Annotated in this window: 22 protein-coding genes; 15 read left to right on the forward strand and 7 right to left on the reverse strand. The window is 66.7% G+C overall.

The window, feature by feature from the left end:
- Positions 1–204 precede the first annotated feature (204 nt).
- Positions 205–5,046 (forward strand): discoidin domain-containing protein, encoded by a 4,842-nt coding sequence (locus G5T42_RS08090; RefSeq protein WP_165127511.1) that lies wholly within the window; start codon positions 205–207, stop codon positions 5,044–5,046.
- Positions 5,047–6,129: 1,083 nt separating this feature from the next.
- Here G5T42_RS08090 and G5T42_RS08095 read toward each other — a convergent pair.
- A complete protein-coding gene (locus tag G5T42_RS08095) occupies positions 6,130–6,840 on the reverse strand; it encodes a LysR substrate-binding domain-containing protein (protein WP_347104466.1) in 711 nt (236 codons plus the stop codon).
- Between the two features lie 351 nt (positions 6,841–7,191).
- Here G5T42_RS08095 and G5T42_RS08100 point away from each other — a divergent pair, with 351 nt between their 5' ends.
- The 4 genes from G5T42_RS08100 to G5T42_RS08115 all read left to right on the forward strand — a co-directional run bounded on the left by G5T42_RS08100 (position 7,192) and on the right by G5T42_RS08115 (position 13,706).
- Positions 7,192–8,400, forward strand: coding sequence for an NAD(P)/FAD-dependent oxidoreductase (locus G5T42_RS08100; RefSeq protein WP_165127513.1), 1,209 nt, complete (start codon positions 7,192–7,194; stop codon positions 8,398–8,400).
- 22 nt (positions 8,401–8,422) lie between these two features.
- Positions 8,423–9,316 (forward strand): alpha/beta fold hydrolase, encoded by an 894-nt coding sequence (locus G5T42_RS08105; protein ID WP_165127515.1) that lies wholly within the window; start codon positions 8,423–8,425, stop codon positions 9,314–9,316.
- A 203-nt stretch (positions 9,317–9,519) separates the two neighbouring features.
- Positions 9,520–10,818: an extracellular solute-binding protein gene (locus G5T42_RS08110; protein WP_165127517.1), complete on the forward strand. Its 1,299-nt coding sequence runs from the start codon at positions 9,520–9,522 to the stop codon at positions 10,816–10,818.
- A gap of 92 nt (positions 10,819–10,910) precedes the next feature.
- Positions 10,911–13,706, forward strand: a complete 2,796-nt coding sequence (locus tag G5T42_RS08115; protein ID WP_165127519.1) for an alpha-L-rhamnosidase — start codon at positions 10,911–10,913, stop codon at positions 13,704–13,706.
- Positions 13,707–13,770: 64 nt separating this feature from the next.
- Here the strand turns inward: G5T42_RS08115 and G5T42_RS08120 are convergent, their stop codons facing one another.
- From G5T42_RS08120 to G5T42_RS08130, 3 genes are all read right to left on the reverse strand, one after another.
- Positions 13,771–14,511 carry a rhomboid family intramembrane serine protease gene (locus G5T42_RS08120; protein WP_165127521.1) on the reverse strand — a complete coding sequence of 247 codons (741 nt, stop codon included), beginning with the start codon at positions 14,509–14,511 and terminating at the stop codon, positions 13,771–13,773.
- A 328-nt stretch (positions 14,512–14,839) separates the two neighbouring features.
- The gene (locus tag G5T42_RS08125) at positions 14,840–15,496 is read right to left on the reverse strand and encodes a GntR family transcriptional regulator (protein WP_165127523.1); all 657 of its coding nucleotides are present in this window, start codon (positions 15,494–15,496) and stop codon (positions 14,840–14,842) included.
- Between the two features lie 85 nt (positions 15,497–15,581).
- The gene (locus G5T42_RS08130) at positions 15,582–16,922 is read right to left on the reverse strand and encodes an MFS transporter (protein WP_165127525.1); all 1,341 of its coding nucleotides are present in this window, start codon (positions 16,920–16,922) and stop codon (positions 15,582–15,584) included.
- A 173-nt stretch (positions 16,923–17,095) separates the two neighbouring features.
- On the opposite strand from G5T42_RS08130, the gene G5T42_RS08135 reads away from it, so the two are divergent.
- The 7 genes from G5T42_RS08135 to G5T42_RS08165 all read left to right on the forward strand — a co-directional run bounded on the left by G5T42_RS08135 (position 17,096) and on the right by G5T42_RS08165 (position 22,232).
- Positions 17,096–17,866, forward strand: coding sequence for an SDR family NAD(P)-dependent oxidoreductase (locus tag G5T42_RS08135; RefSeq protein WP_165127527.1), 771 nt, complete (start codon positions 17,096–17,098; stop codon positions 17,864–17,866).
- 48 nt (positions 17,867–17,914) lie between these two features.
- Entirely contained in the window at positions 17,915–18,811 is an 897-nt protein-coding gene (locus tag G5T42_RS08140; protein WP_165127529.1) for a transketolase, read from the forward strand.
- A complete protein-coding gene (locus G5T42_RS08145; protein ID WP_165127531.1) occupies positions 18,808–19,800 on the forward strand; it encodes a transketolase C-terminal domain-containing protein in 993 nt (330 codons plus the stop codon). Before G5T42_RS08140 ends, G5T42_RS08145 begins: the two co-directional genes overlap by 4 nt.
- A complete protein-coding gene (locus G5T42_RS08150; RefSeq protein WP_165127533.1) occupies positions 19,797–20,132 on the forward strand; it encodes a helix-turn-helix domain-containing protein in 336 nt (111 codons plus the stop codon). Before G5T42_RS08145 ends, G5T42_RS08150 begins: the two co-directional genes overlap by 4 nt.
- Before the next feature lie 92 nt (positions 20,133–20,224).
- Positions 20,225–20,968, forward strand: a complete 744-nt coding sequence (locus tag G5T42_RS08155) for a sugar phosphate isomerase/epimerase family protein (protein ID WP_206535737.1) — start codon at positions 20,225–20,227, stop codon at positions 20,966–20,968.
- A gap of 248 nt (positions 20,969–21,216) precedes the next feature.
- Positions 21,217–21,672 carry a hypothetical protein gene (locus G5T42_RS08160; RefSeq protein ID WP_165127537.1) on the forward strand — a complete coding sequence of 152 codons (456 nt, stop codon included), beginning with the start codon at positions 21,217–21,219 and terminating at the stop codon, positions 21,670–21,672.
- A gap of 194 nt (positions 21,673–21,866) precedes the next feature.
- Positions 21,867–22,232: an MmcQ/YjbR family DNA-binding protein gene (locus G5T42_RS08165; RefSeq protein WP_165127539.1), complete on the forward strand. Its 366-nt coding sequence runs from the start codon at positions 21,867–21,869 to the stop codon at positions 22,230–22,232.
- Positions 22,233–22,667: 435 nt separating this feature from the next.
- Here G5T42_RS08165 and G5T42_RS08170 read toward each other — a convergent pair whose 3' ends face one another.
- Together G5T42_RS08170 and G5T42_RS08175 are read right to left on the reverse strand one after the other, a co-directional pair.
- The gene (locus G5T42_RS08170; RefSeq protein WP_165127541.1) at positions 22,668–22,886 is read right to left on the reverse strand and encodes a hypothetical protein; all 219 of its coding nucleotides are present in this window, start codon (positions 22,884–22,886) and stop codon (positions 22,668–22,670) included.
- A 170-nt stretch (positions 22,887–23,056) separates the two neighbouring features.
- Positions 23,057–23,269 (reverse strand): hypothetical protein, encoded by a 213-nt coding sequence (locus G5T42_RS08175; protein ID WP_165127543.1) that lies wholly within the window; start codon positions 23,267–23,269, stop codon positions 23,057–23,059.
- Between the two features lie 98 nt (positions 23,270–23,367).
- On the opposite strand from G5T42_RS08175, the gene G5T42_RS08180 reads away from it, so the two are divergent.
- Positions 23,368–23,673: a YciI-like protein gene (locus tag G5T42_RS08180; RefSeq protein ID WP_165127545.1), complete on the forward strand. Its 306-nt coding sequence runs from the start codon at positions 23,368–23,370 to the stop codon at positions 23,671–23,673.
- On the opposite strand, the gene G5T42_RS08185 is transcribed toward G5T42_RS08180, so the two are convergent.
- Positions 23,583–24,161 (reverse strand): DUF2461 domain-containing protein, encoded by a 579-nt coding sequence (locus G5T42_RS08185; protein ID WP_165127547.1) that lies wholly within the window; start codon positions 24,159–24,161, stop codon positions 23,583–23,585. The genes G5T42_RS08180 and G5T42_RS08185 overlap by 91 nt on opposite strands.
- 189 nt (positions 24,162–24,350) lie before the next feature.
- Here G5T42_RS08185 and G5T42_RS08190 point away from each other — a divergent pair, with 189 nt between their 5' ends.
- Both G5T42_RS08190 and G5T42_RS08195 read left to right on the forward strand, forming a co-directional pair.
- The gene (locus G5T42_RS08190) at positions 24,351–25,346 is read left to right on the forward strand and encodes a hypothetical protein (RefSeq protein WP_241246015.1); all 996 of its coding nucleotides are present in this window, start codon (positions 24,351–24,353) and stop codon (positions 25,344–25,346) included.
- Between the two features lie 135 nt (positions 25,347–25,481).
- Entirely contained in the window at positions 25,482–26,123 is a 642-nt protein-coding gene (locus G5T42_RS08195) for a diguanylate cyclase (RefSeq protein ID WP_165127549.1), read from the forward strand.
- Positions 26,124–26,211 lie beyond the last annotated feature (88 nt).

Below are 26,211 nucleotides of genomic sequence, written 5' to 3' on the forward strand. Positions count from 1 at the left end.
CATCGTTCGGCGGCGCTTCCCCCGCGGAGGTGATTCGATACAGAAAAATAGGAACCTTTTTTTCTATACATATTGACGATCGTCAACTGTCGCCTCGATCATGGACCGGAGCAGCGAAGCTCAAGGTTCGCATCCGCCGACGAGGTCGTCGGTGGTCAGCATCGTCGAGTGCGCCATCGTCGGCGCCGACTGAAAGGGCCGAAGATGTCGGGTAACTCCGGAGTGTCATCAGTGCGCCGGCGGAGGCTGGCGGCAGCCGTCACCGTCACCAGCATCGTGGCGGGGGCTCTCGTCGCGGGTTGGGGCGGTCATCCCGCCGTCGCGCAGGTAGCCGTCGGTACGGCCCCATTCATCAACACGTGGTTGGTGGCGGGTCCGTTCGACACGGCTGTCGCGGAGGACAACTACGGAACCGCCCGCCCCACCGACGGCAACTGGGCCCGTCTTGCCACGGCGACCGCCTCGTCGACATGGAAGACCCAGGCCGTCGGATACCCCGACGGGGCGGACTCGCCCAGCGTGGTCGCCTCTAAGGCGATCGATGGCGACCTCGCGACCAACTGGATCTCGCAGATGCACAACGCGGAGGGCGCGCCGTCGACGTGGCCGGCGTGGGATCCAACGCCCAAGCTCACTCTGACATGGGTTGATGCGATCAAGGTGAAGGAGATCCAGGTCTTCGACCGACACGATCCTTCCTGGCCCGCCAACACTTCCGACGTACAACGTGTCGACTACTCGCTGCAGAACGCAGCCGGGACGACATTGGCGTCCGGATCGATCACCAATATCGACCCGACCGGCGTGAACCCAGGTGCCGACACGCTGCCGACGGCCGTGCAGGGCGTCACGAAGGTGGAGCTGCTGATCGTTCATGATGGCCAGAAGATCCTGAAGAACGTCGGACTCGGCTTCAAAGAGGTGAAGGTTCTCGACGGCGATGGTGTCATCACGCCCGCAGCCCCGACGAACCTCGCTACATCGGCGGCCGCGACGGCTACCTCATCGTGGAAGACGACAGCGGCAGCCTTCCCCGGCGGCACCGACAGTCCCGCGACGGTGCCCGCGAAGGCGATAGACGGGGACCTCGCCACCGACTGGGTATCGCAGATGCACAACAATGGCGGCGCACCGTCGACGTGGCCCGCATGGGACCCTGCGCCGACGTTGACGCTCACGTGGCCATCCCCTGTGCGGGTGCGTCAGATCCAGGTCTTCGATCGACACGATGCTTCGTGGCCGGCGGGCACATCGAATGTTCAGCGCGTGGACTTCACGTTGAAGAACGCCTCAGGCGCGGCGCTCGCCACGGGATCGATCACGTCCATCGATCCACAGGGCGTCAACCCCGGGACCGTCACGCTCCCCAGTGGCGTCTCGAATGTCAAGAGCATCGACCTGCTGATCGTGCACGACGGCGAGAAGGCGCTCAAGAACGTCGGGCTCGGCTTCAAGGAGGTGCGGGTCTTCGACACTGCCCTGACGCCTAAGGCGGGGGAGACGTTCGAAGGCAAGAAGTGGGAGTACTTCGATGACCGCACGTGGAACCGCAACTACGACGATTATCAAGACCTCTACGGCTACTTCGGCATCAAGAAGGGCATCGACACCCGCAACAAGTACGTCTACGCCGCCTCGTATGTGCACAGCGCGACTGCTCAGGACGTCGAGCTGCGGTACGGCTCGAGCGGTGCACATCGCGCCTTCGTCAACGATGAAGCGGTTGACACCCGATCCACGCCGGCCGAAGTGCAGAAGGACATGAAGAAGGTCACCGTTCACCTCAACGCGGGGTGGAACAAAGTGCTGCTTCAGATCAAGCACACGTACACCGACGACAAGAACGCCAATGGATACCCCGTCGGCCAGGACGCCAATGTCGCCTACCTCGGCTTCTACGCTCGGCTTTCGGACGGCAGCGGCAACGCGGTAGCCGGGCTCACGTATTCGGTGACCGGGCCCAATTCGGCGCTCTCCATCGATACCCAGGCCCTGAGCAGCACTGACGTCGTCAGCGATGGAGCGCGCGGTCGTGGACTGCCGTCGAACACCCTGCCGATCGGCTACAAGGAATGGCCGTATGTCTGGAACGAGTCGAAGTACACCACTCAGTACGGCGTCAGCGCGTCGAGGTATCGTCTCCTCGCCAGCGGTGGTGCGCCCGGCTACACGTGGTCGATCGACAGCGGCGCCCTGCCGGCAGGACTCACCCTCGCGCCCGACGGCACCATCGACGGATCCGTCACGGCCTCACCGGGGAACTACGGGTTCACGGCCAAGGTCACAGACTCGGCGGGTGCGACCCGGACGAAGGCGCTGTCGATCACGGTGAAGGACCGCCCCAATCGCTGGTTCGAACTGGGGCGGGTGTCGGCTCTGAGTCACGCCATCGCGTCGTACGCCTGGAACGTCGACCCGAACTTCTCCGCTGACCTGTGGGCTGAGCGTGCGAAGCGGGAGGGCCACTCGCTGGTGTCGGTCGAAAGCGTCCAGCAGAACTACTACTGGCCATCGCGCTTCGCCGACCCCGCTCACTCGCGGAACGAGTACGCCCCGAAGGACGCGAACGGGAAGCTGGTGGACGGCCTGAAGCAGTTCGAGCTGGCGGTCAAGCGCTACGGCATGAGGTTCGGTCTGTATTACGCCACTGAAGGCGGGGGCTACAAGCACAACTCGTCGGACGTCTTCGTGCAGAACGTGCAGGATCTGATCCTGCGCTACGACCCCTCCTACCTCTACTTCGACGGTCCGCAGGCGATGCCGAGCAAGAACTTCGACGCGATGTACAGCATCGTGCGCAACTACGGGGACGACATCATCATCAACGCGAATGCTTGGACCAACGAGTACGGTGACGTGGATCTGCGTACTGAAGAGGCGGCGGCCATGTACGCCTCGGGTGGCACCGGGTCTTCACTGACGAAGCGCACTATCGCAGAGCCCTGGAAAGCCGCTGTCACGCGGTACAACCCGACCCCCTACTACCCCCGTCGCGATGACTACCGGATGCTGACGAAGGAGATGGTGATGAATGCCGGCAGGGGGAACGTCGACAACAACGACCAGTCGCCGACCCTGGGGCGGGGGGCCAACTTCGACACGGCCACAGACATCGCGACTCGATACCCCATGGCGGCCCAGGAGTACGCCGACCTCCGCGACAATCTGGCGGCATGGTGGGCTCCGGCCGGCAAACCGGAGCGTCACGAGTCGACGACTGGCACTATGCCCTACTTCCTGACCAACTCGGTCTACACCGACGACGGAAAGGGGAACATCGACAACTTCGAGCACGGACGTGGCCCGACGTGGGGCTATGCGACGGCGCGCGACAACAACATCTACCTCCACATCGTCGAGGGACCGGACGGGAAGCAGGGCTACGCGGGCAATTCGCTGACCATCGGCCCGGTTGCCGACACCGTTCAGAGTGTGTCGTGGCTCAACGAGGGCCAGACGGTACCGTTCACCCAGTCCGGTACGAACGTCACGGTCGATCTGACCAACGTCCAACGTGACCAGGTCGACACGATCATCAAGCTGGTCACCGACAATCCGGTGCGAAACTTCCCGCTGACGAACCTTGTGGCGACCGGCAGGCAGCTGACGGCCGGGACGCTGCAGATCGACGTCGAGGGTTACCGCACTTACCCGGCCCTGAAGGCGGCTCTGGCCGGACTGTCGTACAGCAGCAGCAGCCCCGGCGTCGCCACCGTATCGGCGAGTGGTGTCGTCACCGCCGGCGTGGACGGGACCGCCGTGATCACCGTCGACGGCACTTCGGATGGCGTCACGAAGACGACCACGCTCGATGTCAAGGTGTCGGCGGGCAAGGTGTACGTCAAGGATTCGCTCATCGGGGCGGTACTGAAGGTCGAGGGTCGCGAGATGTACGGCGCGTTCTCCAGTCAGGATCCGCACGACTATCGCCTCGAGGGGCGTGCTGCCAGGGGCGGTGCGATCAGCCTTGGAGCTGCTGATGTCGTCATGAAGGCCGGCATCGTCGACCTCGATGGCGGCACGCCTACAACCCCCGTGTCGATCCAAGAGAGCGGCATCGTCACTTTCGCGGGTGGCCAGGTGGTTCCCGACCAGGTCGATGAGCCGACCCGTGTCGCGGTCTGGGCCGAGGTCACGCTCGACGGCCAGACAGTCACGTCGAACAAGGTCTTCATGGACCTTCTGCCCAGTCGCAACGTCGCGGTCGATGCGACCGTCACAGCAAGCGGCAGCACGGGGCCTTTCACTGCCGGCAAGGTCATCGACGGCAGGACCATAGGCGGCTCCGCCTTCGACAGCTCGAAGTGGTCGGTCGGCGGATCAGGGGTGTCGTGGATCTCTTTCGCAATGAACCAGTCCGCGAATGTGCAGGACATCGAAGTGGTCTTCAACTCGAAGGATCAGAACTTCTACAACACTCCGGAATCGATGGAGATCCAGACCAGCGTGGACGGCTCGACGTGGACCACGATCAAGACCGTCACGCCGCCGGCGCCGGGAACCGGGGCCTACTTCGGCTATGCCAACGCCTACAGCGTCGCACGGGTCACGCAGTATCTCCGACTCAACTTCCCGCTGGGCGGTAATGGAAGCTCGCCGATCGACCTTCAAGAGGTCAAGATCGACGCCGTGCTCGGATCGGTCCGAGTCAACGCCGCCACCGAGGCCACCGCAACCGCGTCCTCTTCGTTCAATGCCTCGTACGCCCCGGCGAAGGCAATCGACGACGTCGTCGGTGTCCACGGCAGCGGGGAGTGGGCGTCCAACGGCCAAGTCAATCCGTGGATCCAACTGACGTGGCCGTCGCCCAAGACGATCGACAGCGTCGTCCTCTTCGACCGGCCCAACGGCTCGGACAACGTGCGAGCAGGAACTCTCTCCTTCAGCGACGGATCCAGCATCGACGTGACCGGCATCGACGATGGCGGGGCCGCCAAGGAGGTCACTTTCCCACCGAAGTCGGTGACATGGGTGAGGTTCACTGTCACGGGCGGTAGCGGGAGCAACAACGGTCTCTCCGAGATCCAAACCTGGCTCGCGCCTTAGACGTCCCGCACTAGCCTGGCTCGGCGAACCGTGCGAGTCGTGGGAGAAGAGCCACGGGCACCTTCCATATTGCTGATCGACTGCTTGAGGGGGACGGCGGTTCGCCAGTCGGTTCTTCCTGTCGGGCACCGTCGTGTGCGAGACGCCGAAATGGCACAGGCGGTGGTGGGAGCAGCAGATCAGGCTGCCGTCCGGACTGGCTGTGCCGCGGGTGACCTGAGCTCCTAGGGGACGTTGGCTCCTCGAGCTCACGGCAGAAGGAGTGAACCACCGGCTTTCGAGCAGTGTGACAAGGAGACTCCGAGTGACTGATCCAAGTAAGTCGGGCGCCGGAAGCGGACGGACAACGCTATCTGGGGGTGTTGACTACTTTGCTAGCTACCTGCTCACCATGCGACATGACGCGACCGGCGGATCAGGCTTCGACAACAAAGGCTTCGATCACGGATTCCGGCGGCCCGTGCTATAACGCTGACGGCGCCGGGGGTGTCATCGTCGCAGGCATCGTGGAGGGTCACAATGACCTTCCCCCGCTATTACTGCACCCAGCTGACGGGAGTCTTGGGTTGGGCCCGCGACGCAGAACTCGGCTAGCGACGTGGTCACGGCTTGTCGCCTACGCCGCGATGGTGTGCGGCACGACGGGCGGCTGTGCCGGGCAGCGTGCACAGCAGAGCCCGCAGATCCGCCGGCCCGGCGCGCCAGTCTCCCGCCTCGCCCGCTCCTTGATGCGCGCAGTTGTGGAGGCGTTCGGTCGGCCGCTCTGTCGTGACTGATGCGGGTCCTGGTGGGGCGTCCGCGAAGCCGTCAACTCCTTCCGTTGAGCGCTTGAATGCCGCCCGCGACCCGTAAGCCGCGAACTACATTGTGTGTACTCAGCGTGTACCGAGCCCCTTGAGAATGCCGTGTTTCTAGTGCGCCGGAAGTGCAGGAGCGCGCGAGATAGCCTGTGGTCGGTGAAGAGCGACCCTGCTAAGGTGGAGTCCCCTTGCGGGGACCGACGGTTCAAATCCCTCCGTCTCTGCCAAGAAATCCCTGATCGAGTCTCCTTTCGTGGCGAGTCGATCCGGTGCGATGAGCCGCTCACTTACTCTCGCTCGCGGGAGGCAGTCCGGCGTCGCCGAGGGACTGAGCCGCGCGGACTGCGGCCTGCCGCAGCCACTTGTGGCCGGGGTCTCGCTCGTGCACGGGATGCCACCACAGCGCTTCCACCAGCAACCCCAGTTCGAAGGGGGCCTCGACAACGGCGACGGCGGGCGTGTCTGCCGCCAGTCGCGCGACGCGCTCGGGCATCAGGCCGATTCGCTCACTGCCGGCGACCAGGTGGGGTACCGCCAGGAAGTCCTCGGTGCTGACAGCGGCGCGCGGCTCGACCCCCGCCTGACGCACCCGGTGCAGCGCCGAAAGGACCGGCATCCGCGGGTGGTACGGCGTGACCCACGGACGCTCACCCATCTCGGCGAGAGAGAGCAACCCGGAGTCGACCGTCCCCGCCGCGACGACGCAGACCCACCTGTCCCGGTACAGGTCCAGGCTCGGAGCATCGGCGAGGATGCCTTGGGGCAGCACGAGCGCGTCGACGTCGCGCAGCCACTCCAGCCCTGGGACGATCATCCGCGCAGTGCTGTGCTCGAACCGCAGGCGCACACCGGGCGCCTCGGTCTCGACGAGCTCCGCCAGTGCGCGGCCCAGGATGGGCAGTTGCGCGTCGGACATGACGAGGGTGAACTGCCGCTGCGCCTCCGCAGGAATGAACCGGGGCCGGGTATCGAAGACGCGATCCGTCCACGACAGGGCTTGGCCCGTCGACTCGAGGAGCTCTTCCGCGAGGGGGGGTGAGTCGGTACGCGTTGCCCGTGCGGGTGAGCAGCTCGTCGCCGAAGTGCCGGCGCAGCCGGGCGAGAGCCGTGCTCAGAGTCGGCTGACTGAGGCCCAGCCGCACCGCCGCGCGACTCACGCTCCGCTCTTCGAGCAGCGCGTTCAGTGAGGTCAGCAGGTTCAGATCTACGCCCATGCGCTCACCCTTCGCTATTGGCTCAGCCAATAGCGACCATAGTCATCTTCGGCTTCCCCGATAGCCGACTGCGCTCGAAGATCAGATGAAGTGGCCCCGACCGACCGCTCTGGAAGACGAAGGAGTCGACGATGTCGTCGTTTCATGTGCTGATCGCCGGGGGAGGAATCGGCGGTCTATGTCTCGCGCAGGGTCTGAAGAGGGCGGGCATCAGCTGCGCTGTGTACGAGGCCGCGGCCGAAATCGTGCATTCCGGATACCGGCTGCACATGAATGCGCTGGGCGGCGAGGCGCTCCGCGCGTGCCTCCCGGACAACCTCTACGAGCTGTACCTGCAGACGTCGCGGCGCACCCCCGAACGAGAGATGTCGGTGATGCTCGACATCCACGGCGGCGAGATCTGGACAAGGCCGCACATCGGCCCTCCCAACGAGGGCCCGCGCCCTCACACGGCCGTCAACCGCCGAACCCTTCGACAGATCCTGGCGACAGGTCTCGACGACGTCCTGCACTTCGGCCAGACCGCAGTCGAATACGAAGCAGACGACGACGAGGTTCGGCTGCTCCTGGACGACGGCTCGTCCGCGGTCGGCGACGTCTTGGTCGGTGCTGACGGCATCCATTCCGTCATCCGGTCACAGCTGCTGCCCGAGGTCGACGTCATCGACACGGGAATGCGGGGAATGTGGTCGATCGCTCCACTGACCGACGATCTCGCGGAGGTGATGCCGGCGGCTCTCTTCGATGGGTTCGCCATCGTCACGCGGGGCGACGGCACGATCTCGGCGATCGGCGTCTACGACCCACGTCGCCCCATCGCGGAGGCTGTCGCCGACCTGGCTCCGGGAGCCGAGATCGGCCATGTCGACCCGTACGTGATGGTCACCTACGGATCCGACCTGGGCGCCGAGCGGGGCCCCGCCTTGCCCGACTTCGCCAACGACTCACCCGCGGAGCTCCACGACGCCATCCGTCGCGCGATGCAAGGCGCGCACCCGGGACTGGTCGAGCTCGTCGAGCGGATCGATGAGTCGACGATCTCGCCGAGCGCCATCCGCTACCTCGAGGTCGCCGATCCGTGGCCGCCGAGTCGCGTGACGCTTCTGGGCGACGCCATCCATGCCATGCCGCCCAGCTTCGGCGCCGGGGCCAACTCGGCCCTGCGCGACGCCGCCTGCCTTGTGCGCTCGCTCGAGGACGCCGTCCACGGGCGCAAGCCCCTGCTCGAGGCGATCAGTGAGTACGAGGGGCAGATGCGCGCCGAGGTGTTCCCGATCATGCGCGCGTCGGCGGACCCTGACGCCGTGCACAGTGACCACGTGCCGGACCTGGCCGGCTGATCGCGGCGACGGGGAAGAGAGCATGCACAGCGAACAAGATGTCGAATTCCTGGTTGAGCGTGTCACGTTGCGGGGACGGCTCTTCCTCCCCGTGGATGCCGAGTCGCCTCCGCCCGTCGTCATCCTCCAGGGCGGACTCGGCGGGCCCGCCGAGTCGAACTGGCCGATGGCGCCGGCGTTCGCCGCCCAGGGCCTCGCCTGTCTCTCGTACGACCACCGGTCCACCGGCTACAGCGACGGTGAGCCCCGCCAGGAGTTCGACCCGTGGCAGCAGTGCCGGGATCTGCGGGATGTCATCACCCACCTGACCCTGCGAGATGACGTCGACGCGGATCGGCTCGGGCTCTGGGGCGTCAGCATCGGCGGGGCCAATTCGATGTTCACCGCTGCGATGGATCGTCGCGTGGGCGCCGTGGTGAGCATCATCCCGCCCGTGAGCGGCTGGAGTGCGCGACAGCTGCAGCCCGAGGCGACCCTCGCGGAACTGGAAGCGCTCATCCCGATCGATCGGCGGAACCGGCTGCGCGGCGAACCGGCCGCCACCATCCGCCTGCACGGAACTCCGGAGCCTGGCCGACCAGTCATGTTCAGCGATCAGGAAGGGCTGGAGTTCGTGGAGAAGATGATCCACGGGCTGCCCAGCTTCCGCAACGAGATCACGATCTCGACACTGGACCGCATCTTCGAGATGGAGGTCACCGCGTACGCCGAGCGAATCACGGCCCCTCTCCTGATGATGCTGGCCTCCGAAGACACGGTCGCGCCGGTCGAGGAAGCGCGCGAGATGTATTCGCGCATCCCCGAGCCGAAGAAGCTGATCGAGTACGGCGGTCAGCATTACGAGATCCTCTTCCAGCACTTTCCGGAAATCGTGGAGCGCAGCACCCGCTGGCTGGCCGAGACCCTGGCGAACTGAAAGACCAGTGCGCGGTAGGGCGCATCGCCGCGCCCGGCCCCCGCGGAGCGGACGCGGTGGCCAGTTCCTGAAGGCACCATCGACGCCGGCATTGCGCCGCATAAGCACTGCGGATGCCGGACTCGAAGCGATCGTGCGAACCTTGATGAAACGTTCAAATTGACCTGAGCTGCTGGCTCGATGACGTCACGAAGGAGTGAACGATGTCACATCACACACCACCCCCGGGCACACGCTGGTCGCTTCTCGCGCCGGTGCTGATCGGGGCGCTGCTCCTTGCCGGATGCACCGCAGGCGGTGGCGGGACAGGAGGCGCGACCCAGGGCGGCGACGCGTCGAGCGGGTTCTCCATCATGGTCGCGCAGTCCAACGACGCCGACGACTACTGGGCGAAGTTCGCAGAGCAGTACACCGAGGAGACCGGCGTCCCTGTCGAGGTGATCCCTTACCCGGGCGATGGCTACAACACCCAGGTGACGACTCAGCTTCAGGCGGGCAACGCCGCGGACATGATGATCCTGTCGCCGGGGACCGGGCAGGCGATCTCGGTCGTCACTCTGGCCGAGGCCGGGTTCCTCGAGCCGCTCGACGACACATCGGCGGCCGTCATCCCCGAGGGAACCGAGTCGCTGTACGAGGCGGACGGCGAGATCTACGCTCAGCCGGCAGCCCTGAACCCCACGGGCTTCATCTACAACGCCGCTGGAGCGGCAGAGGTGGGCATCGACGACTACCCCGCCTCCTATGACGACATGCTGGAAGCGTGCGGCGCCGCTCGCGACGGGGGCAAGTCGTTCAACGTCCTGGCCGGCTCGGCACCGCCCAATAACGGCCTGCTCGCCATGGTCATCTCTGCAACGCAGGTCTACGGGCCCGAGCCCGACTGGAACGAGCAGCGAGCGGCAGGCGAGGTCACCTTCGCGGACAGCAATTGGCGGGACGTTCTGGACACCATCGTCGAGATGAAAGAGAGTGGTTGCTTCCAGGACGGCGTAGAAGGAGGCACGTTCGACTCCATCACGCAGGGGATCGGCGGCCAGACGTCGCTGACGGCGAGCGTCCCCGGTTCGGCCGCGGCATCGATCGGGTCTGCGACGGGACTGGACTTGACAGTGCAGGCGTTCCCGGCGGCGGATGGCAAGCAGCCGTACATCGTCGCCTCAGCGGGTTATGCCTGGGCGATCAACGCCGCTGCGGAGGAGGGAGCCAAGGCTGCAGCGCAGGAGTTCCTGGACTGGGCTGCCAAGCCCGAGCAGGCGCAGACGTTCGCGGACCTCTCCGGCCTCGTCGCGATCACGGGCGTGGACGCCGCCAACTTGGCGCCCGCCTACCAGCCTGTCGGCGACCTGCTCGAGCAGGGCGACTTCGTCGAAGCCCCTCTCGCGACATTCCCGAACCCCGGGGTGTACGACGCCCTCACCGTCGGCATCCAGGGTCTGCTGACCAGTCAGAAGACCGTCGACCAGGTGCTCGACGCGATGGACGCCGCCTGGGACGCGTGACGAACGACGAGGAACGGATGCCGCTTCGGAGCTTTTCCGTGGCGGCATCCGCCTCGCGGCAACGCGCCGACCGCACGGGAATGGGAAGTGTCATGACGAGACTCGAGCACCTTCGCGTCGAGCAGCTGGACCATCCGCTCGGACTGTGGACGCGGCATCCGCGATTCTCATGGAAGATCATCGCCGCGTCCGCCACAGATGTGATCCAGACCGCGTATGAAATGGAGATCCAGAGCCCGCGTGAGCCCGCGACCACGTGGCGGACGGGGCGGGTCGAATCGCGCGATTCGGTGCTCGTCGCGCTCGACGGCTTCGAAGCCGACTCAGCCACGGCGTACCGCTGGCGGGTCCGGTCATGGGTCGGTGGGTCGGATGACCCGACCCCGTGGGCGGAATCGACCTTCGAGACGACTCTCCTCGATGCGGACGACTGGCGCGCTCGCTGGATCGAGCCGCGGCAGATACCGGTTCGCAAGGATGGCGCTTCGAACTTCCAGGAGCTCTTCAGCCTTCGCATCGAAAGCCCGCCCGAGGCGCGGCTTCTGCCGACGCCGTATCTCCGCCGGCGTTTCCGCCTCGAGGAATACCCCGCCCGTGCCCGCCTCTACGCCACCGCCCACGGCATCTACCAGGCGGAGATCAACGGGGCACCTGTATCCGATGAGCTCTTCGCACCGGGGGTCGAGAGCTACGACATCCACTTGTCTTTCCAGACGTACGACGTGACGGACCACCTGGTATCCGGCGACAATGTCCTCGGAATGGTCCTGTCCGACGGTTGGTATGCCGGCCGCGTGGGGATCCTCGGGGCAAGTCGGGGTTACGGCGACACACTGAAGGCGCTGTGGCAGCTAGAAGTGGAGTACGCCGACGGCAAGCGGGTCACGATCACGTCGGATGGTACGAGCGTGTCGTCGACCGACGGGCCCACTCGGTACGCCGATCTCGCCGTGGGGGAGTGCTACGACGCCCGTGTCGCGTGGGATGGCTGGAGCACTGTCGACTTCGACGACTCGACATGGACTCCGGTCGCGGAAGTCGAGGTGGAGCAGTCGCTCGTCCCATTCGTCGGAGAACCGGTTCGAAGCGTGATGCAGGTGCCCGCGCAACGCATCCTGCGGACTCCCGCGGGGGACACCGTCGTCGACTTCGGGCAGGTGATGGCAGGCAGGGTCCGATTCCGGGTGCGAGGCGAGCGCGGCCGAATCGTTCGCCTCGAGCATTCGGAGGTCCTCGACGAGAACGGCGACTACTTCAACAACATCGTCGGGCCGAACAAGGATCAGACCGACGTGTACGTCCTCGCGGGCGACCCGGAGGGGGAGACGTGGGAACCCTCCTTCACCTTTCACGGGTTCCGCTACGCGCGCATCAGCGGCTTCACCGAGTCGATCAGCACGGACGACTTCACCGCGATCGTGACCTCGTCGGACCTTCCCGTCATCGGACGCCTGGAGACATCGGACGAGCGACTCAACAGACTGCACGCCAACGTTCTGTGGAGCCAGCGGGCGAACTTCCTCTCCATTCCGACCGACTGCCCGCAGCGCGAGCGATACGGCTGGACGGGCGATCTGCAGATCTTCGCCGCCACGGCGGCCACCAACATGGCGGTCGGGCCCTTTCTTTCACGGTGGCTGAGGATCGTCCGCGACGACCAGCTCGCCGACGGCCAGATCATGAACATCTCGCCGAGCCCTCCGCAACTGGACTACCTGTTGGAGGGACCGGCTCCCAGCTACGACGACCCGATCATGCTGCTGGCCTCGTCGGCGGGATGGGGCGACGTCATCGCGATCGCGCCGCTGGTGCTGTACCAGCACTTCGCCGACCGCCGGGTGCTCGCGGAGAACTACGACGCGATGGCGGCCTGGGCGCAGTACCAGATCGACAGTGCGACAACCGGCCTCCCGCCGCGCTTGATCGGCGCCGCGCTCACGGGTGAGCAGAGGGAGAGACAGCGGTTTCTGTGGAACAACGAGCCGAACTTCGGCGACTGGCTCGCCCCCAGCACGCTGAGAGGTCCGGACGCGAGCCAGATGAACGCGCCACGACGCACGGGCGAGGTGATCGGGTCGCTCTACCACGGACACCTCATGGATGTCATGGCCGAAATCGCCGAGGTCCTCGGGCGCACCGACGATGCGCGGCGATATGCGGAGCGCGCTCGAGGCGCGCGTGAGGCCTTCGCCGCAGAATACATAGACGACGATGGGCGAATTCCCGGCGGCCTGCAGGGTCCGTACGTGGTCGCGCTCGCCTTCGACTTCGTTCCCGACCATCGGAAGGGCGAGGTCGTCGATCGGCTCGTCGAACTCATCCACGACGCCGCCGATCACTTGGACACCGGCTTCCTCTCGGTGCAGTTCCTCTTGGACGTCCTGTGGGACAACGGCCACCGCGAGCTCGCGCGCACCCTCCTCTTCCAGGAGACCGCCCCGTCATGGCTCTACCAGGTCGCTCAGGGCGCCACGACGATGTGGGAAGGGTGGGAGGCGATCGCCCCCGACGGCTCGGTCACCGACCTGTCCTTCAACCATTACGCCTTCGGCTGCGTCGACGACTGGCTTTACCGGCGCGTCGGCGGAATACAGCTCAAGGGACCGGGCTACCGCGAGTCGCGCATCGAGCCTGACTTCGCCGGTCCGCTCACCAGTGCCGCCGCGGAAATCGACACGCCTTATGGCGAGCTGGCCACGCGATGGGCGAAGACGGAGGACGGTCGAGTCGAGTTGATCGTCCGCATCCCACCGAATACGACGAGCACGATCCAACTTCCGGAGTCAGCGCACGACATCCAGCGCGACGGTCGAGCCCTGACCTCGGAAGGGCCCCTGCTCATGCCGGTCGGCTCGGGGGAAGCCAGGGTGACTTTCCGACTCGCCTGAACGGGCTCCTGCACCTCGCCCACCGCCCGCGGCCGACAGCCCGGGCCACCCGTGGCCCGCACCGTCAGCGGCGTCCCGCCCGGCCGTCCAGGCGCCGCCACTCCCCGTGTCGGTAACTCGACGCGAAGGATGCCGTCAGGGCGACGACCAGGCCGAGCAGGACCGCGATGCCGTGCTGGTCGCGGGCGGCGATGAGCAGAACGAAAGCCAGGACGGTGAGGACAAGCGTGGTCGTGAGAGCCCACACGGCGAAGCCAGACCGGACCAGGACGGATACGGCCACTCCGGTCAGCACCGAGCCCACGACGGCCCCGGCCAGCGGACCGAAAAGCGCCAGCACCGCCAGGTACCAGACGAAGAACACCTGGTAGCCCGCTGCCAGAGCCGCCCACTGCACCGGCTTCACGAACCAGGTGACCGACAGCATCCCGACCAGCCCGCTGACGAAGAGTGAGCTTCCCGAATCGGGCACTCCGGGTGTCCAGGCGAGCGCGGCCAGACTGGCGCCGACCTGCGCGACCACCACCCCGGCGACCCACTGGATGGAGCCTCGCGTCTTCTCGACGGCGGCCCCGACCACGACCAGCCCGACGGTGTTGAACAGGTATTGACCCCAGCCGGAGCCCTGCACGAGCACCGAACTGAGGATCCGCCACCACTGGCCGTCCGCGATCGCCGCACCTTCGCGCTCCATCAACTGCTCGAGGGGAAGCAGCCATTGCAGAGCGAATCCGACGGTCACCGCGACCGAGACGATGATCGTGGCCGGGTATCTACCGCCGGCCGACCGCACCCGGCCGTTCATCCACTTGCGCCCTCGTGTCCATGCCGCCAACGATGCCACCGAGAGCTCGAGAGCTCGACCCCGGCGCTGGATACACCCGCACCTTGCGTCCTCCGTAATCCGAGGAGTACTCGCCGGCGACGCAGCCCTCGAAGCGGGCGGCCAGCACAACACGATGAACCAGTTCGGCTGATTCCAGGTGAGGACGGATGCCTCGGCCCGGCAGGTCCGAGGCATCCGTCGTCCCCTTGTTCGCGACTGTCCCGACGAACGGCGGAGGGTGGACGCGACGATGAAGATCGCCGCAGCCGACGTCCGCGGTGAGCCGCGCGGCGATGGCTCGCGAGGGCTAGGCGATGAGGGTCTCGGTCGCGCGGGCCATATGATCCTCGACGACCGCGGCGGCCCGGTCGGCGTCGCCCCCGGCGATCGCGTCGACGATCTCGAGGTGCCGGGGAACGTCCATGTTGCGCACGGCCCGTTCGATACCGGATCGCGTGATCGACATCTCGATGGAGCCCTCGAGCGCTGACCAGGCGCGCAGGAGCGTCTCGTTGCCGCTGAGGCGGCACAGCTCGCGGTGGAAGTCGAGGTCGGCGCGCATCCGCGCGTCGAGGGACACGTCTTCGGCGGCGTGCATCCGCTCCACCGCGTCCCGGAGCTTGGCGACGATGGCGTCGCGATCAGGACTCTCGGCGACGGTCCGGGCGGCCAGCGCCTCCAGAGACGCGCGAACGCGGAAGAGATCGCGCAGCTCTCGGTCGTCCATCCGCCGCACGAGAAGCCGTCCGCGGGATCCTTCGGTGAGGAGCCCCTCGAGCTGCAGAGTCCGCATCGCCTCGCGAAGGGTGCCGCGGCTGATCTGCAGTCGCTGAGACATCTCGATCTCCGAGACGTGAGAGCCCGGCGGGAGTTCGCCGGTGGTGATGGCCCGGCGCAGGGCTTCGACGGCCTGCATGCGCAGGGTGTTGCGCTGCAGACCCAGAATCGCCGGCCCGTCGGTCATCGCCGCTCCCATCCTGTCCACCTGGAGTCTACGAGAGCGGCGCGGCGATGCCGCCGCGCCGCTCTCGCGGTGACCTGGGTGCGCCTCAGCCGACCGGCTCCAGCGCGCCTGCCTCGTCCGAGGCCTGCTTCGCATAGGCGCGCTGCGCCTTCGTCCAGGTCTCGGGTGTGACGATCGCCGCGATGAAGCCGACGAGCGCGTAGAGAGCGAACAGGGAGGCGGGACCGACCCAGCCGAAGGCGCCGAAGAGCAGGGTGGTGATGAACGGGGTGAAACCGGAGACCATCGCCGAGATCTGATAGGCCAGCGAGGCACCGGAGGTGCGGGTGTTCGCGTTGAACAGCTCGGGGAACCACGCTCCCTGAGCACCCGCGAGCGCGTTCTGGAACACCGCGTAGGACAGCACGATCACGACGATGACCATCGGGTAGACGGCGGTGTTGACGCCGAGGAACATCAGGAAGCCCCAGAAGACGCCCATTGCCGTGACGATGAGGTACAGGGGACGACGGCCGATGATGTCGGTCAGGCGCGCCCACCCCCAGGTCGCGAAGATGCCGATCCCGGCCGCGATGCACAGCGCCGTCAGGGTCTGCCAGCTCTCGGTGATCTTGTTGGTGTTGAGGTAGGAGATCAGGTAGGTGATCGAGACCGCGTAGCCGGCGGTCTCGGCGACGCGAAGGCCGATTCCGCGAAGGATGTTGCCCCAGTCGGTCTTGATGACCTCGATCAGAGGTGCCTTCAGCACCTTGCCCTCGGCCTTGACGTCCTCGAAGACGGGCGACTCCGGCACTTTGGCGCGGATGATGAGCCCGACGATGACGAGCAGGATGCTGGCCAGGAACGGCACGCGCCACGCCCAGTCGCCCGGCAGATGGACACTCACCAGGAAGACGAGGTTGGCGAGGAGAAGGCCGACGGGGAAGCCGGCCTGCACGATGCCGGTGAAGCCGCCCTTGAGTCGCCACGGGGCGTGCTCGTAGGTCATGAGGATCGCGCCGCCCCACTCGGCGCCGAATGCCAGGCCCTGGATGATCCGGACGACCACGAGCAGGATCGGCGCGAGGATCCCCACCATCGCGTAGGTGGGAAGCAGCCCGATGGCGAACGTCGCGAGCCCCATCACGATGAGCGAGGCGACCAGGACGGGCTTCCGGCCTACGCGGTCGCCGAGGTGGCCGCCGATGATGCCGCCGATCGGGCGCGCAGCGAAGCCGACTCCGAGGGTGGCGAACGACAGAAGGGTTCCCGTCACCGGGTCGGAGCCGGGGAAGAAGGCGGTTCCGAAGTACAGGGCGGCTGCTGTTCCGAAGCCGATGAAGTCGTAGGTCTCGATGACCGCGCCGACACCTGAGCCGACCGCGACCCGTTTTCTCTGGGGAGTGCCGTTGACCACACCCCGCATCGTGATGGCTGCTTCGCCCATCTCTCTGCCTTTCTCACGTCATTGTGTCCGACTCGCGACGCGAGCGGTGACCCAAGTATGGGCATCGATGACGATCGTTGTCAACAATCAAACAGTCAACTATTGAACTGTCGAGAAATCCGTCGTACGATCGTCGTGCCGCCGCAAAGGAGCGGCCGAACGGGAGCAGCACAATGACATCCACACGCACCGCAGTCCTCACCGGCGCCGCAGCCGAGCGAGGGATCGGACAGGCGACCGCACGCGCCTACGCCAAGGCGGGCTGGGCGGTCGCGATCCTCGACATCGATGGTGAGCTCGCTGCCCGTGTGGCCGCCGACATCGCCGAAGAGCACGGTGTGCCCGCATACGGCGGTCCGGTCGACGTCGCCGACGAGGCATCCGTCGCCGCGGCACAGCAGGCGATCGCATCCCGCGTGACCGAGGGAGCACTTCCTCCCGTCGGCGCGCTCGCGAACATCGCCGGCATCACGTCGCCGGTGCCCTTCCTCGAGACGACTCTCGACCTGTGGAACAAGGTGATGGCGGTCAACGCAACCGGCACCTACCTCGTCACCAAGGCCTTCCTCCCCGCCATGATCGATCAGGGCTTCGGGCGCATCGTCAACATGTCGTCCGTCTCTGCTCAGCGGGGCGGGGGAGTCTTCGGAAAGGTCCCGTACTCGGCCGCGAAGGCCGCGATCCTCGGCTTCACCAAGGCCCTCGCGCGCGAGCTGGGATCGACCGGAGTCACCGTCAACGCCGTCACGCCGGGCGCCGTCGACACCAACATCCGAGTCGGGTCGACGCCGGAGCAGGAAGCGGCGATCGTCCGCGACATCCCCGTCGGCCGGACGGCGACCCCGGAGGATGTCGCAGCCGTTTTCGTCTTCCTCTCGAGCGACGAGGCCGGCTATCTGCAGGGGACCACGATCGACATCAACGGCGGAAGCCACCTGCACTGACGCGGGCACCGCGCTCGAGATCCGCGATCGAACGAAGGAGTTTCATCGATGACCACCGCAACCGCGCCAGCCGACCTGGCGACCCGTGTGCGCGCCGTGCGCGACGCAGCACAGCGCATCCGGCTCAACGCCCTCGCGATGGGTGAAGTGCAGGGCCAGGGCTACGTCGGGCAGGCGCTCGGCGCCGCCGACATCCTCGCCGCGGTGTATGCCGACCAGCTGCGCTTCCGCGCCGAGGACCCCCACTGGGAGGGGCGCGACCGCTTCCTGCTCTCGACCGGTCACTACGCCATCGGGCTCTACGCCGCACTCGCGGAGGCGGGCATCATCCCGCTCGAAGAGCTCGACACCTACGGGTCCGACGACTCGCGCCTGCCCATGTCGGGCATGGCGAGCTACACACCAGGCATGGAGATCTCCGGCGGCTCCCTCGGACACGGGCTCACCGTCGCGGTCGGGATGGCCCTCGGCCTGCGGCACCTCGGGAGCTCGTCGCGCGTCATCAACTTCCTCTCCGACGGCGAGCTGAATGAGGGGTCCACCTGGGAGGCGGCGATGGGCGCGGCATCCCATCGCCTCGGCAATCTCGTCGCGCTCGTCGATATGAACGCGCTCCAGGCCGACGGGCCTACCGCCGGCGTGCTGAACATCGAACCCGCCGAGGAGAAGTGGGCGTCCTTCGGATGGCACACGCAGCGCGTCGACGGCAACGACCCCGATGTGCTTCTCCGGGCGTTCGACGAGATCGCGGGCGGCGACCCGGTCGGGCCCCCGCACGTCATCGTCTGCGACACGAAGGTCGGGCGAGGCGTGCCGCTCCTCGAGACCCGCGAGAAGTCGCACTTCATGCGGATCGAGGAGCACGAATGGGCGATCTGCCGAGAGCAGCTCATCGCCGGCTTCGAGACGGATGCCGCGGCCGCGGCGGAGGGAACGGCATCATGAGCGCGACCACCAAGCCCAAGCTCAAGACCTCGGCGATGATCGCGTCGTTCGCTGACCCGGGGCAGAGGACGGCGCCCGCGCCCTTCGGACACGCGCTCGCAGCGCTCGCCGAGTCCGACGAGCGCGTCGTCGGCTTGTCCGCGGACCTCGCGAAGTACACCGACATGCATATCTTCCGAGAAGCGCACCCCGACCGCTTCTTCCAGGTGGGGATGGCGGAGCAGCTGCTCTTCGGCGCCGCCGCCGGAATGGCCGAGGTCGGTCTGGTGCCGTTCGCCTCCACCTACTCCGTCTTCGCTGCCCGGCGTGCATACGACTTCATCTGCCTCGACATCGCCGAGCCCAATCTCAACGTGAACATCGTCGGAGGCCTCCCGGGCCTCACGACGGGTTACGGACCGAGCCACCAGGCCACCGAGGACATGGCGATCTTCCGGGGGATGCCCAATCTCACGATCGTGGACCCCTGCGACTCGGTCGACATCGCCGGAGCGGTGCCGCAGCTGGCGGCATCCGACGGGCCCACCTACCTGCGCCTGCTGCGGGGGAACGTGCCGACCGTACTCGACGAGTACGACTACACCTTCGAACTCGGCAAAGCCCAGGTTCTGCGACCGGGCAACGACGTCGTATTCGTCTCCAGCGGGCTCATGACGATGCGAGCGCTGCAGGCGGCCGAGGCGCTCGCGGCACACCACGTCGACGTCGCCGTCGTGCACACTCCCACGATCAAGCCCTTTGACGAGGAGACGGTGCTCCGCGAGGTCGACACCCCGCGTCTGACCGTCACCCTAGAGAACCACTCGATCGTCGGCGGCCTGTTCGAGACCGTCGCGGGTGCCGTCGCCCGACGAGGCCTCGGGCGCCGCGTCGTCCCGATCGGACTCCCGGATGAATTCCTCGACGCCGGAGCGCTGCCGACCCTCCACGAGCGGTATGGGCTGGCCGTCGGCTCGATCGTCGACTCGACTCTGCGCGAATTGGGATGACCGCGATGACTCGGCAGCTCGAAGCCGACTCGGGGCTGGAGCGATGCTTCTCCGCGGTCGCGTTCGGCGAGCGTCGGGCGCTCCTGGAGCGCCTCCTGGACGACCACCTCGACGCCGGCGACGGGATGACCATCACCGCACTCGCGCAGGCCACCGGCACGACCCGATTCACGGCCTCGCGGCACCTCGCCGTACTCCGAGCTGCGGGCCTCGTCCGCGCCGAGCTTCGGGGGACCCGGCGTGTGCATCGCCTCGACCTCGACGCCATCGCAGCGATCGACGATTGGCTGCAGCCCTTCATCGCGGCGAGCTGGGCCGCCGATGTCGCATGATCCACGGAGTCGCGATGAACCCCGGTGAGACCCGTCCCTTCACCATTTCCACAGTCTGTCTCCGCCGCTACGAGTTCTCGCATGCCCTGCGGGTGGCCCGCGATATCGGGTTCGACGCCGTCGACGTGGTGGGACTGCGCGGTCTCTGCGAGCACGTGCCGGTCAACGGCACCCGGGCGGACTTCCGCGAGGCGGCCGCGCAGTTCGTCGCCTCCGGACTTCGTGCGGCGAGCGTGAACGCCGATCCCGGCTCCTTCGACGGCTTCGATGACCTGGACGACGTGCACGGACGTGTCGACCGGCTGCTCGAGTTCGCCGTCGCGACCAGCACGCCGCTGCTCGTCCTCCCCGCGGGTGAGAAAACAGATGTTCGAGTGACTCCTCCGCCGGTCGGTCTTCTTGCGGAGGGGTTCAATCGCGCGGCGGAGCGTGCGCGATCGGCGGGCGTTCGCCTCGCCGTCGAAGCGCCCTACTTCGGACGGCCGATCGACCGAGTGGATCGCGCTTCCGCGCTGCTGGATGCCTTGGACCCCGACATCCAGCTCGCCTTCGATGTCTCCCATATCGAGGCCGCCGACGAATCGGTCATCGATGCGTGGAACACCTTCATGCCTCGTATCGGAATCGTCCATTTCCGCGATGCCGTCAGCGGGGACATCCGCCGAGTGATCGGGCGGGGTCGCGTCGACTTCGGCGGCGTCATGCACGCCATCGATTCATCCGACTACGGCGGTGCCATCGTGCTCGAACTCGAGACCCGAAACAGCCCATACGCGAGCAAGGAGGATGAGGTGAACGCTGCGGTCGAGTACTTGGATGCGCGGCGGGGCCGATAAGCCGACTGAGAGCTACCTGGCGAGCGGCTTCACCACTTTCCACGGCCGCGCCCAGGCCATCGTGCGGCGCAGCGACGATGGATGCGGTGCCGTGGTTCTCGAGTCGCCCGGGCTGGCAGAGGTTCGTCTCGAGCTCCCCATGTGGCGCCGTGAGGGATGTCTCGATGACCCCCAACCGCATCCCGCAGGCGGACCGCCACGGCATGCTCCTAGGGGCGTAACGTTGCGGTCATCATTCAGGAGGGGTCGTGAAGCGGCGGCACGCGAAGCAGCTCATCAGCGAAGAGGAGCAGATCGCTCGATACGCGTACGTCCTCGGAAACGTGCCAGCCGCCATCGCGGACAGAGGGTACGCGGCTGCCTTCCGACGACTGGCAGCGCCACAGCAGGAACGCCTCTTGAGCGGGATGCGTGAGCAGCTGCCGGCTGGCCTCGCAGAGGTGGCATCCGACGATCCGGATTCGTTCGCGACACTGATGCGCAATCTGCACGCCCGCTCCGCCATCGTGACCGCGCCTGGCGCCGGTGCCCTGGCGGTCGCATTCGTCACAAGCCCTCCGATCGTCGCCTACTTCACGACGGGCGCCGGGTCGGTCGCGATCGACCAGCATCCGCCGTGGTTGCACGAACTTGCCGGACACGAGACGGCCCCGATAGACGCCGGAGGGAACAGAAGTTTCAACGGCCCCCAGCGCTGGGTCTGATCGCCGAGCAGCGGCTCGCGTGGCCGCGCACGCCAGACACCCGGCCATCACCCGCGGATGCGACGGATGCGGAAGTCGGCCTCGCATATCGTCCTTGCTTCCACGGTAGGCACCGTCAGCATTGAGATGAAGATGCCGTCCTTCACAGCGCGCGGGTGGGCATAGCGTTTGGCGCATATCGGACGGCTTCTGAGATGGCAGTGATTGAGGATGTTCGGGCCCTGGGCGGCGAGCTGGAGCGGTCGTACCAGGTGTATGTGCGCGGAAGGTTGAAGTTTCGCGTGGGTCAGATGGTCTACGTGGCGTTCTCTCTCGACGAGAGTGTGATGGGTTTCGCCTTCCCGAAGGAGGAGCGGGCGGCGTTGGTCGGCGGCAACCCTCGCAAGTTCCAAATGCCGTCGGAGTCAGACATGCGCTTCAGCTGGGTCCACGCACATCTCGCGTTTCTGGACGCGAGCGAGGCTCGCGAGCTCGTCGTGGACGCGTGGCGCATGGTGGTCCCCAGGAAGATTTCTCACGCGTACGATCTCGCCCATCCCAACGGCCCAGGTGCGGGATGACTCGCCGCACCGTTCTGCTGGGTGTTGACGGCTCGTTGCTGGTCGAGATCGATTCTCCGGAGCGCGGGTACGCCGCCTACCGCGTGGGCGTGGAGTATCAGCCGCTGGCCGTACCGGACGATGGGCAACGACTCGACATGGTGGGAGCGGGCGGGCGGAGGCCCGACGACTCTCCGAGGGGATCGCGCGCCGAGCGCGCCGCGACGGCGTCAGGCTTGGAGGGATCAAGACGTCCGACCAGCGCGGTCTGAATGCGTGAGCGCTCGACGAGCTTGAAGCCTGGGCGAATGACGGGCACCTTCCCCGCCTGTAACGCAGCGCCGGACCACCCCCAGCTCGACTCGCACGCCTACGAGTACTCCCATGGCGCTCCGGGATCCTGGCCGAGCGTCGGTTTCCGGTACCAAACGCAACCGCCCGGGCAGACCCGACTATTCAGAAACGATCACGGTCCGCGGACGGATGCGGCTGACCGTCGTCGAACGCCCGGTCACGCCCTCGCGCTCTCAACGCCGTCAGCACCTGAGCGACCGCGAGTACCCCGAAGCCAATCGCCGGTTCCCAATCTCCAGAGGTGGCCCACCACACGCTCAGCAGAGCAGCGAGCCCGGCGAAAACCATCAGCGCGACGAATCCCGGCTCGTCATCCTTCACCGGTCCATCGCCACTCACCTCGCTAAAGATGCCAGCGAGAGCCTCCGACGTCCACACCCACGCCCGCTCGCTCAAGGACGGCTGACGCACGGTCGTTCTGGCACCGAAGGTCGCCCGGCAAGCGGGATACAAGAGACGAGCCCGAGGGTCCGTAGGCCCACGGGCTCTTGTTACGCACCGCGCTGGTCGGCAGCGCGCCGTGCGAGTTCCACATCCGCGGCCATCGCCTTGCGGTGGGAGGACAGCGCGGCGCGCACTGCACTGTAGATGATGAGCCACATCAGGAGGAGCCAGATCGCGATGAGTGCGATCGCGTAAATGATCGCCAGGAGGCCGCCGGCCGGCAGGAGAGGGTTGACGGCCTCACTCATTGCGATGTGCATGGCGCTCACCATACTCAGCTTGTCGGGGTTCGAACGCTATCTGGTGCCTGGGCGGACCGGCTTGCGATCAGTGCGTCGCGAGTCGGTAGGTTCAACGCATGACGCACGCAGTCCTTCAGTACAGCTATCGCGACGACTACCTGGAAGCCCGCGAGTCGTATCGGTCTGCGCATCTCGCACTCGCATGGGCAGCGGTCGAACGCGGTGATCTGGTTCTCGGCGGCGCGGTAGGAACGGGTCCGTACGAAGGCCTACTGGTCTTCAAGGGCGAGAACGCGGTGGAGCGGGCCTCCGACTTCGCGTCCGCCGATCCCTATGTCACGTCGGGGCTCGTCACTTCGTGGACGGTGCGTCCCTGGGCCACCGTCGTCGGCGTCGACGCAGCGTCGCCAGTGCAGCCGTGAAGGTTGACCTCGGCGCGGTAACCGCGGGGTGAGGTCTTGAGGGCGTCGTCGCGGGAGAGCTCGAAGCCCGCGCTGCTCGGCTCGCCCAGGAGCGACTCCAGGTCCTCAGCGCTCCGCGGGTCGTCGACGGCTTCCCGGAAGCGGGCCAGCGCCGTGGGCGGCACGTCGTACATCCCGCCACCCACCATCAAGCCCTCTTCGCTCAGCTGCAGGTAGTGGGCCACCGTCACTTGCGTGACCATGCCGATGTGCAGCTTGTAGGGCGTCTTGTCGGCGCTGAAGCGCACGTCGCGATACGGGCGGAAGATCTTCACCGCACCGAACTCGGGCTCGAGCTCCGCCCCGAGCGCTTCGAACGGCCCGCGCACGGCCGTGTCGTACCGAGCTTTGTTGGCCGTCCACCATGTCTTCGTGTTGTCGGTGCGAAGCTCGGCGTAGGACGAGACGGCGTCGCGATCGAGTCGTTCGAATCCCACCACGAGGTCCATGCTGACGGGCCTCCGTACAAGCTGCACGCACCGGCATCCGCCCCTGGAGCTCGTCATCGCCCCCGCGCCGCCGGCTGCAGCTCGTGCGCCCCGGGACCGGCGGATGTCGGCGGCCGGCAAGTATGACTCGACCCGTTCCCTGGTGCGCGGCCCCACGATCGGGGAGGCGACGAGGTGTACGTTGCGGAGATGAAGCCGATCCGAGTGGGACTCGTGGCTGACCCGGCCTCGCCCACAGAAGTGGCGCGCCGGATGACGGATCTGGTTCCACCGGACCCCGACGGCGGCGGCTGGGATCTTGAGCTCCTGAGCGAGCCGTTCACGCTCGGCTCGGAGGATATCGACACCGCCTTAGCGCGGCTGCGGGCGGAGGGCAGCAGACAGCAGTGGGAGTTGGTCATCGGGGTCACCGAACTGCCGCTCCGGGATGTCAACGGCGAGTACTTGCTGGCCGCAATCGATCCGCAGCGGCGGTCTGCTGTGCTCTCGCTCCCCGCTCTCGGCGGGTTCCGCGTTCAGTCTCGAGCCAGAGATGCAGTCCGGGGCCTGATCAGCGGGATGGCCGAATCCACCTCACATGAGGAGCAGCGTCTGCCGCTTCCCGGTCCCAGCGGTCGTGGACGGGTCCTCCTGGGTATGGTGCTCGCGAATCGCCCGTGGCGGCTCGCAGCGGGGCTCAAGTCCGCACTCGTGGCGGCCCTGGCCACCGGCGCGGTGGCGACGATTCAGCCCACGGTCTGGCAGCTTGCTGCCTCGTTATCCGGATGGCGCCTTGTGATCGCGACCATCGCGTCGATCATCATCGTCGTCGCCTGGATCGTCATCGACGGTGAGCTATGGGACCGTCCCGAGGGCGGCTCCGCTCAAGCTCGCGAGAGATCCCGGCTCTACAACACCTCGACGCTGTTGACGCTGACGATCGGAGTCGTCATCTGCTATTCGGTGCTGTACGTGGTCAACCTTGCCTGGGCGCTGTTCGTCCTGGATCCGGATGTGATGGGCGGTTCGCTGGGAGCGCCGGCCGGCTACGGCGACCTGTTCGTGCTCACCTGGTTCGTCGCGTCGGTTGCGACTCTCGGCGGGGCGCTGGGCACGGGCCTCGAATCGGATGAGGCAATCCGCGCGGCTGCCTACTCGAAGCGCGAAGAAGTCCGCCGCGCTCGCCTGGCAGATGCGCGAGTGTAAGACGCCGCACCGACCGTCCATCGCGCGCATTGCACACGATGGCGCGGCGCGAGTTCAGGTTTGACAGGGCGCGCTGAGCCCTGATCATTCGGAGATGAGGTTCTCCCGCCTGATGCCGGATCGGGCGGGCACAGCGTGCTTCAGCTCACCGGGTTCTCGGACGGGCTGGTCCAGGTCGCCGGCGTCAACCCGCTCGCGGCGCACTGGTCCCACAGTTCCCGGCCGACCGATGCCGTCGCGCTTCTCAGCGGCCAAGTGCTGATGGTCCGCAGCCCGGACGACGCCGAGGCCCACCTGCCCGGGGTCGGGATCAGCGACATCTATCGTGCGGGCGGGATCCATACCGCGATCGCCTCGCCGATGCGCTCGCATGGGGAATCGATCGGCTCGATGATCTGCTACTTCGACCACTCGCGCGAGTTCGATGAGGAGGCCGTGCCGCTCGCCGAGGCGCTGTCCAGTCAGGCCGCGCAGGCGATCGGCCGGATCCACCTCGAGGAGACTCTGCGCCGCGCGGCGATGCACGACGAGGTGACCGGTCTCCCGAACCGTCGACTGGTTGAGGAAGACGTCACGCGCACCTTGCTGGACGGGTACACGGCGCTGAGTGTCATCTTCATCGACCTGGGCGGGTGCAAGGCGGTGAACGATCTGCTCGGTCATGCGGCTGGTGACGCGCTCTTGCGGGAGGTCGGTCACCGTCTGCGCAGTGTGATCCGCGACACCGACGTGCGGGGCAGATTCGGCGCCGACGGGGAACGACGACGCGCCTTGTGAGGGACCAGCTCATCCGTGCCGCCGACAACGCGATCTACCACGCGAAGATGGCTGGTGGGGATCGTGTGACTCTGACCGCCCTCGACCG

Source organism: Microbacterium sp. 4R-513 (assembly GCF_011046485.1).
In the GTDB taxonomy this organism is placed as follows: Bacteria; Actinomycetota; Actinomycetes; order Actinomycetales; family Microbacteriaceae; genus Microbacterium.

Excerpts from the sequence above, each read along its gene's own strand:
- G5T42_RS08090 (WP_165127511.1), top strand. The coding sequence starts at position 205 with ATGTCGGGTAACTCCGGAGTGTCATCAGTGCGCCGGCGGAGGCTGGCG.
- G5T42_RS08100 (WP_165127513.1), top strand. The coding sequence starts at position 7,192 with ATGTCGTCGTTTCATGTGCTGATCGCCGGGGGAGGAATCGGCGGTCTA.
- G5T42_RS08105 (WP_165127515.1), top strand. The coding sequence starts at position 8,423 with ATGCACAGCGAACAAGATGTCGAATTCCTGGTTGAGCGTGTCACGTTG.
- G5T42_RS08110 (WP_165127517.1), top strand. The coding sequence starts at position 9,520 with ATGTCACATCACACACCACCCCCGGGCACACGCTGGTCGCTTCTCGCG.
- G5T42_RS08115 (WP_165127519.1), top strand. The coding sequence starts at position 10,911 with ATGACGAGACTCGAGCACCTTCGCGTCGAGCAGCTGGACCATCCGCTC.
- G5T42_RS08120 (WP_165127521.1), bottom strand. The coding sequence starts at position 14,511 with ATGAACGGCCGGGTGCGGTCGGCCGGCGGTAGATACCCGGCCACGATC.
- G5T42_RS08125 (WP_165127523.1), bottom strand. The coding sequence starts at position 15,496 with ATGACCGACGGGCCGGCGATTCTGGGTCTGCAGCGCAACACCCTGCGC.
- G5T42_RS08130 (WP_165127525.1), bottom strand. The coding sequence starts at position 16,922 with ATGGGCGAAGCAGCCATCACGATGCGGGGTGTGGTCAACGGCACTCCC.
- G5T42_RS08135 (WP_165127527.1), top strand. The coding sequence starts at position 17,096 with ATGACATCCACACGCACCGCAGTCCTCACCGGCGCCGCAGCCGAGCGA.
- G5T42_RS08140 (WP_165127529.1), top strand. The coding sequence starts at position 17,915 with ATGACCACCGCAACCGCGCCAGCCGACCTGGCGACCCGTGTGCGCGCC.
- G5T42_RS08145 (WP_165127531.1), top strand. The coding sequence starts at position 18,808 with ATGAGCGCGACCACCAAGCCCAAGCTCAAGACCTCGGCGATGATCGCG.
- G5T42_RS08150 (WP_165127533.1), top strand. The coding sequence starts at position 19,797 with ATGACCGCGATGACTCGGCAGCTCGAAGCCGACTCGGGGCTGGAGCGA.
- G5T42_RS08165 (WP_165127539.1), top strand. The coding sequence starts at position 21,867 with ATGGCAGTGATTGAGGATGTTCGGGCCCTGGGCGGCGAGCTGGAGCGG.
- G5T42_RS08175 (WP_165127543.1), bottom strand. The coding sequence starts at position 23,269 with ATGCACATCGCAATGAGTGAGGCCGTCAACCCTCTCCTGCCGGCCGGC.
- G5T42_RS08180 (WP_165127545.1), top strand. The coding sequence starts at position 23,368 with ATGACGCACGCAGTCCTTCAGTACAGCTATCGCGACGACTACCTGGAA.
- G5T42_RS08185 (WP_165127547.1), bottom strand. The coding sequence starts at position 24,161 with ATGGACCTCGTGGTGGGATTCGAACGACTCGATCGCGACGCCGTCTCG.
- G5T42_RS08190 (WP_241246015.1), top strand. The coding sequence starts at position 24,351 with ATGAAGCCGATCCGAGTGGGACTCGTGGCTGACCCGGCCTCGCCCACA.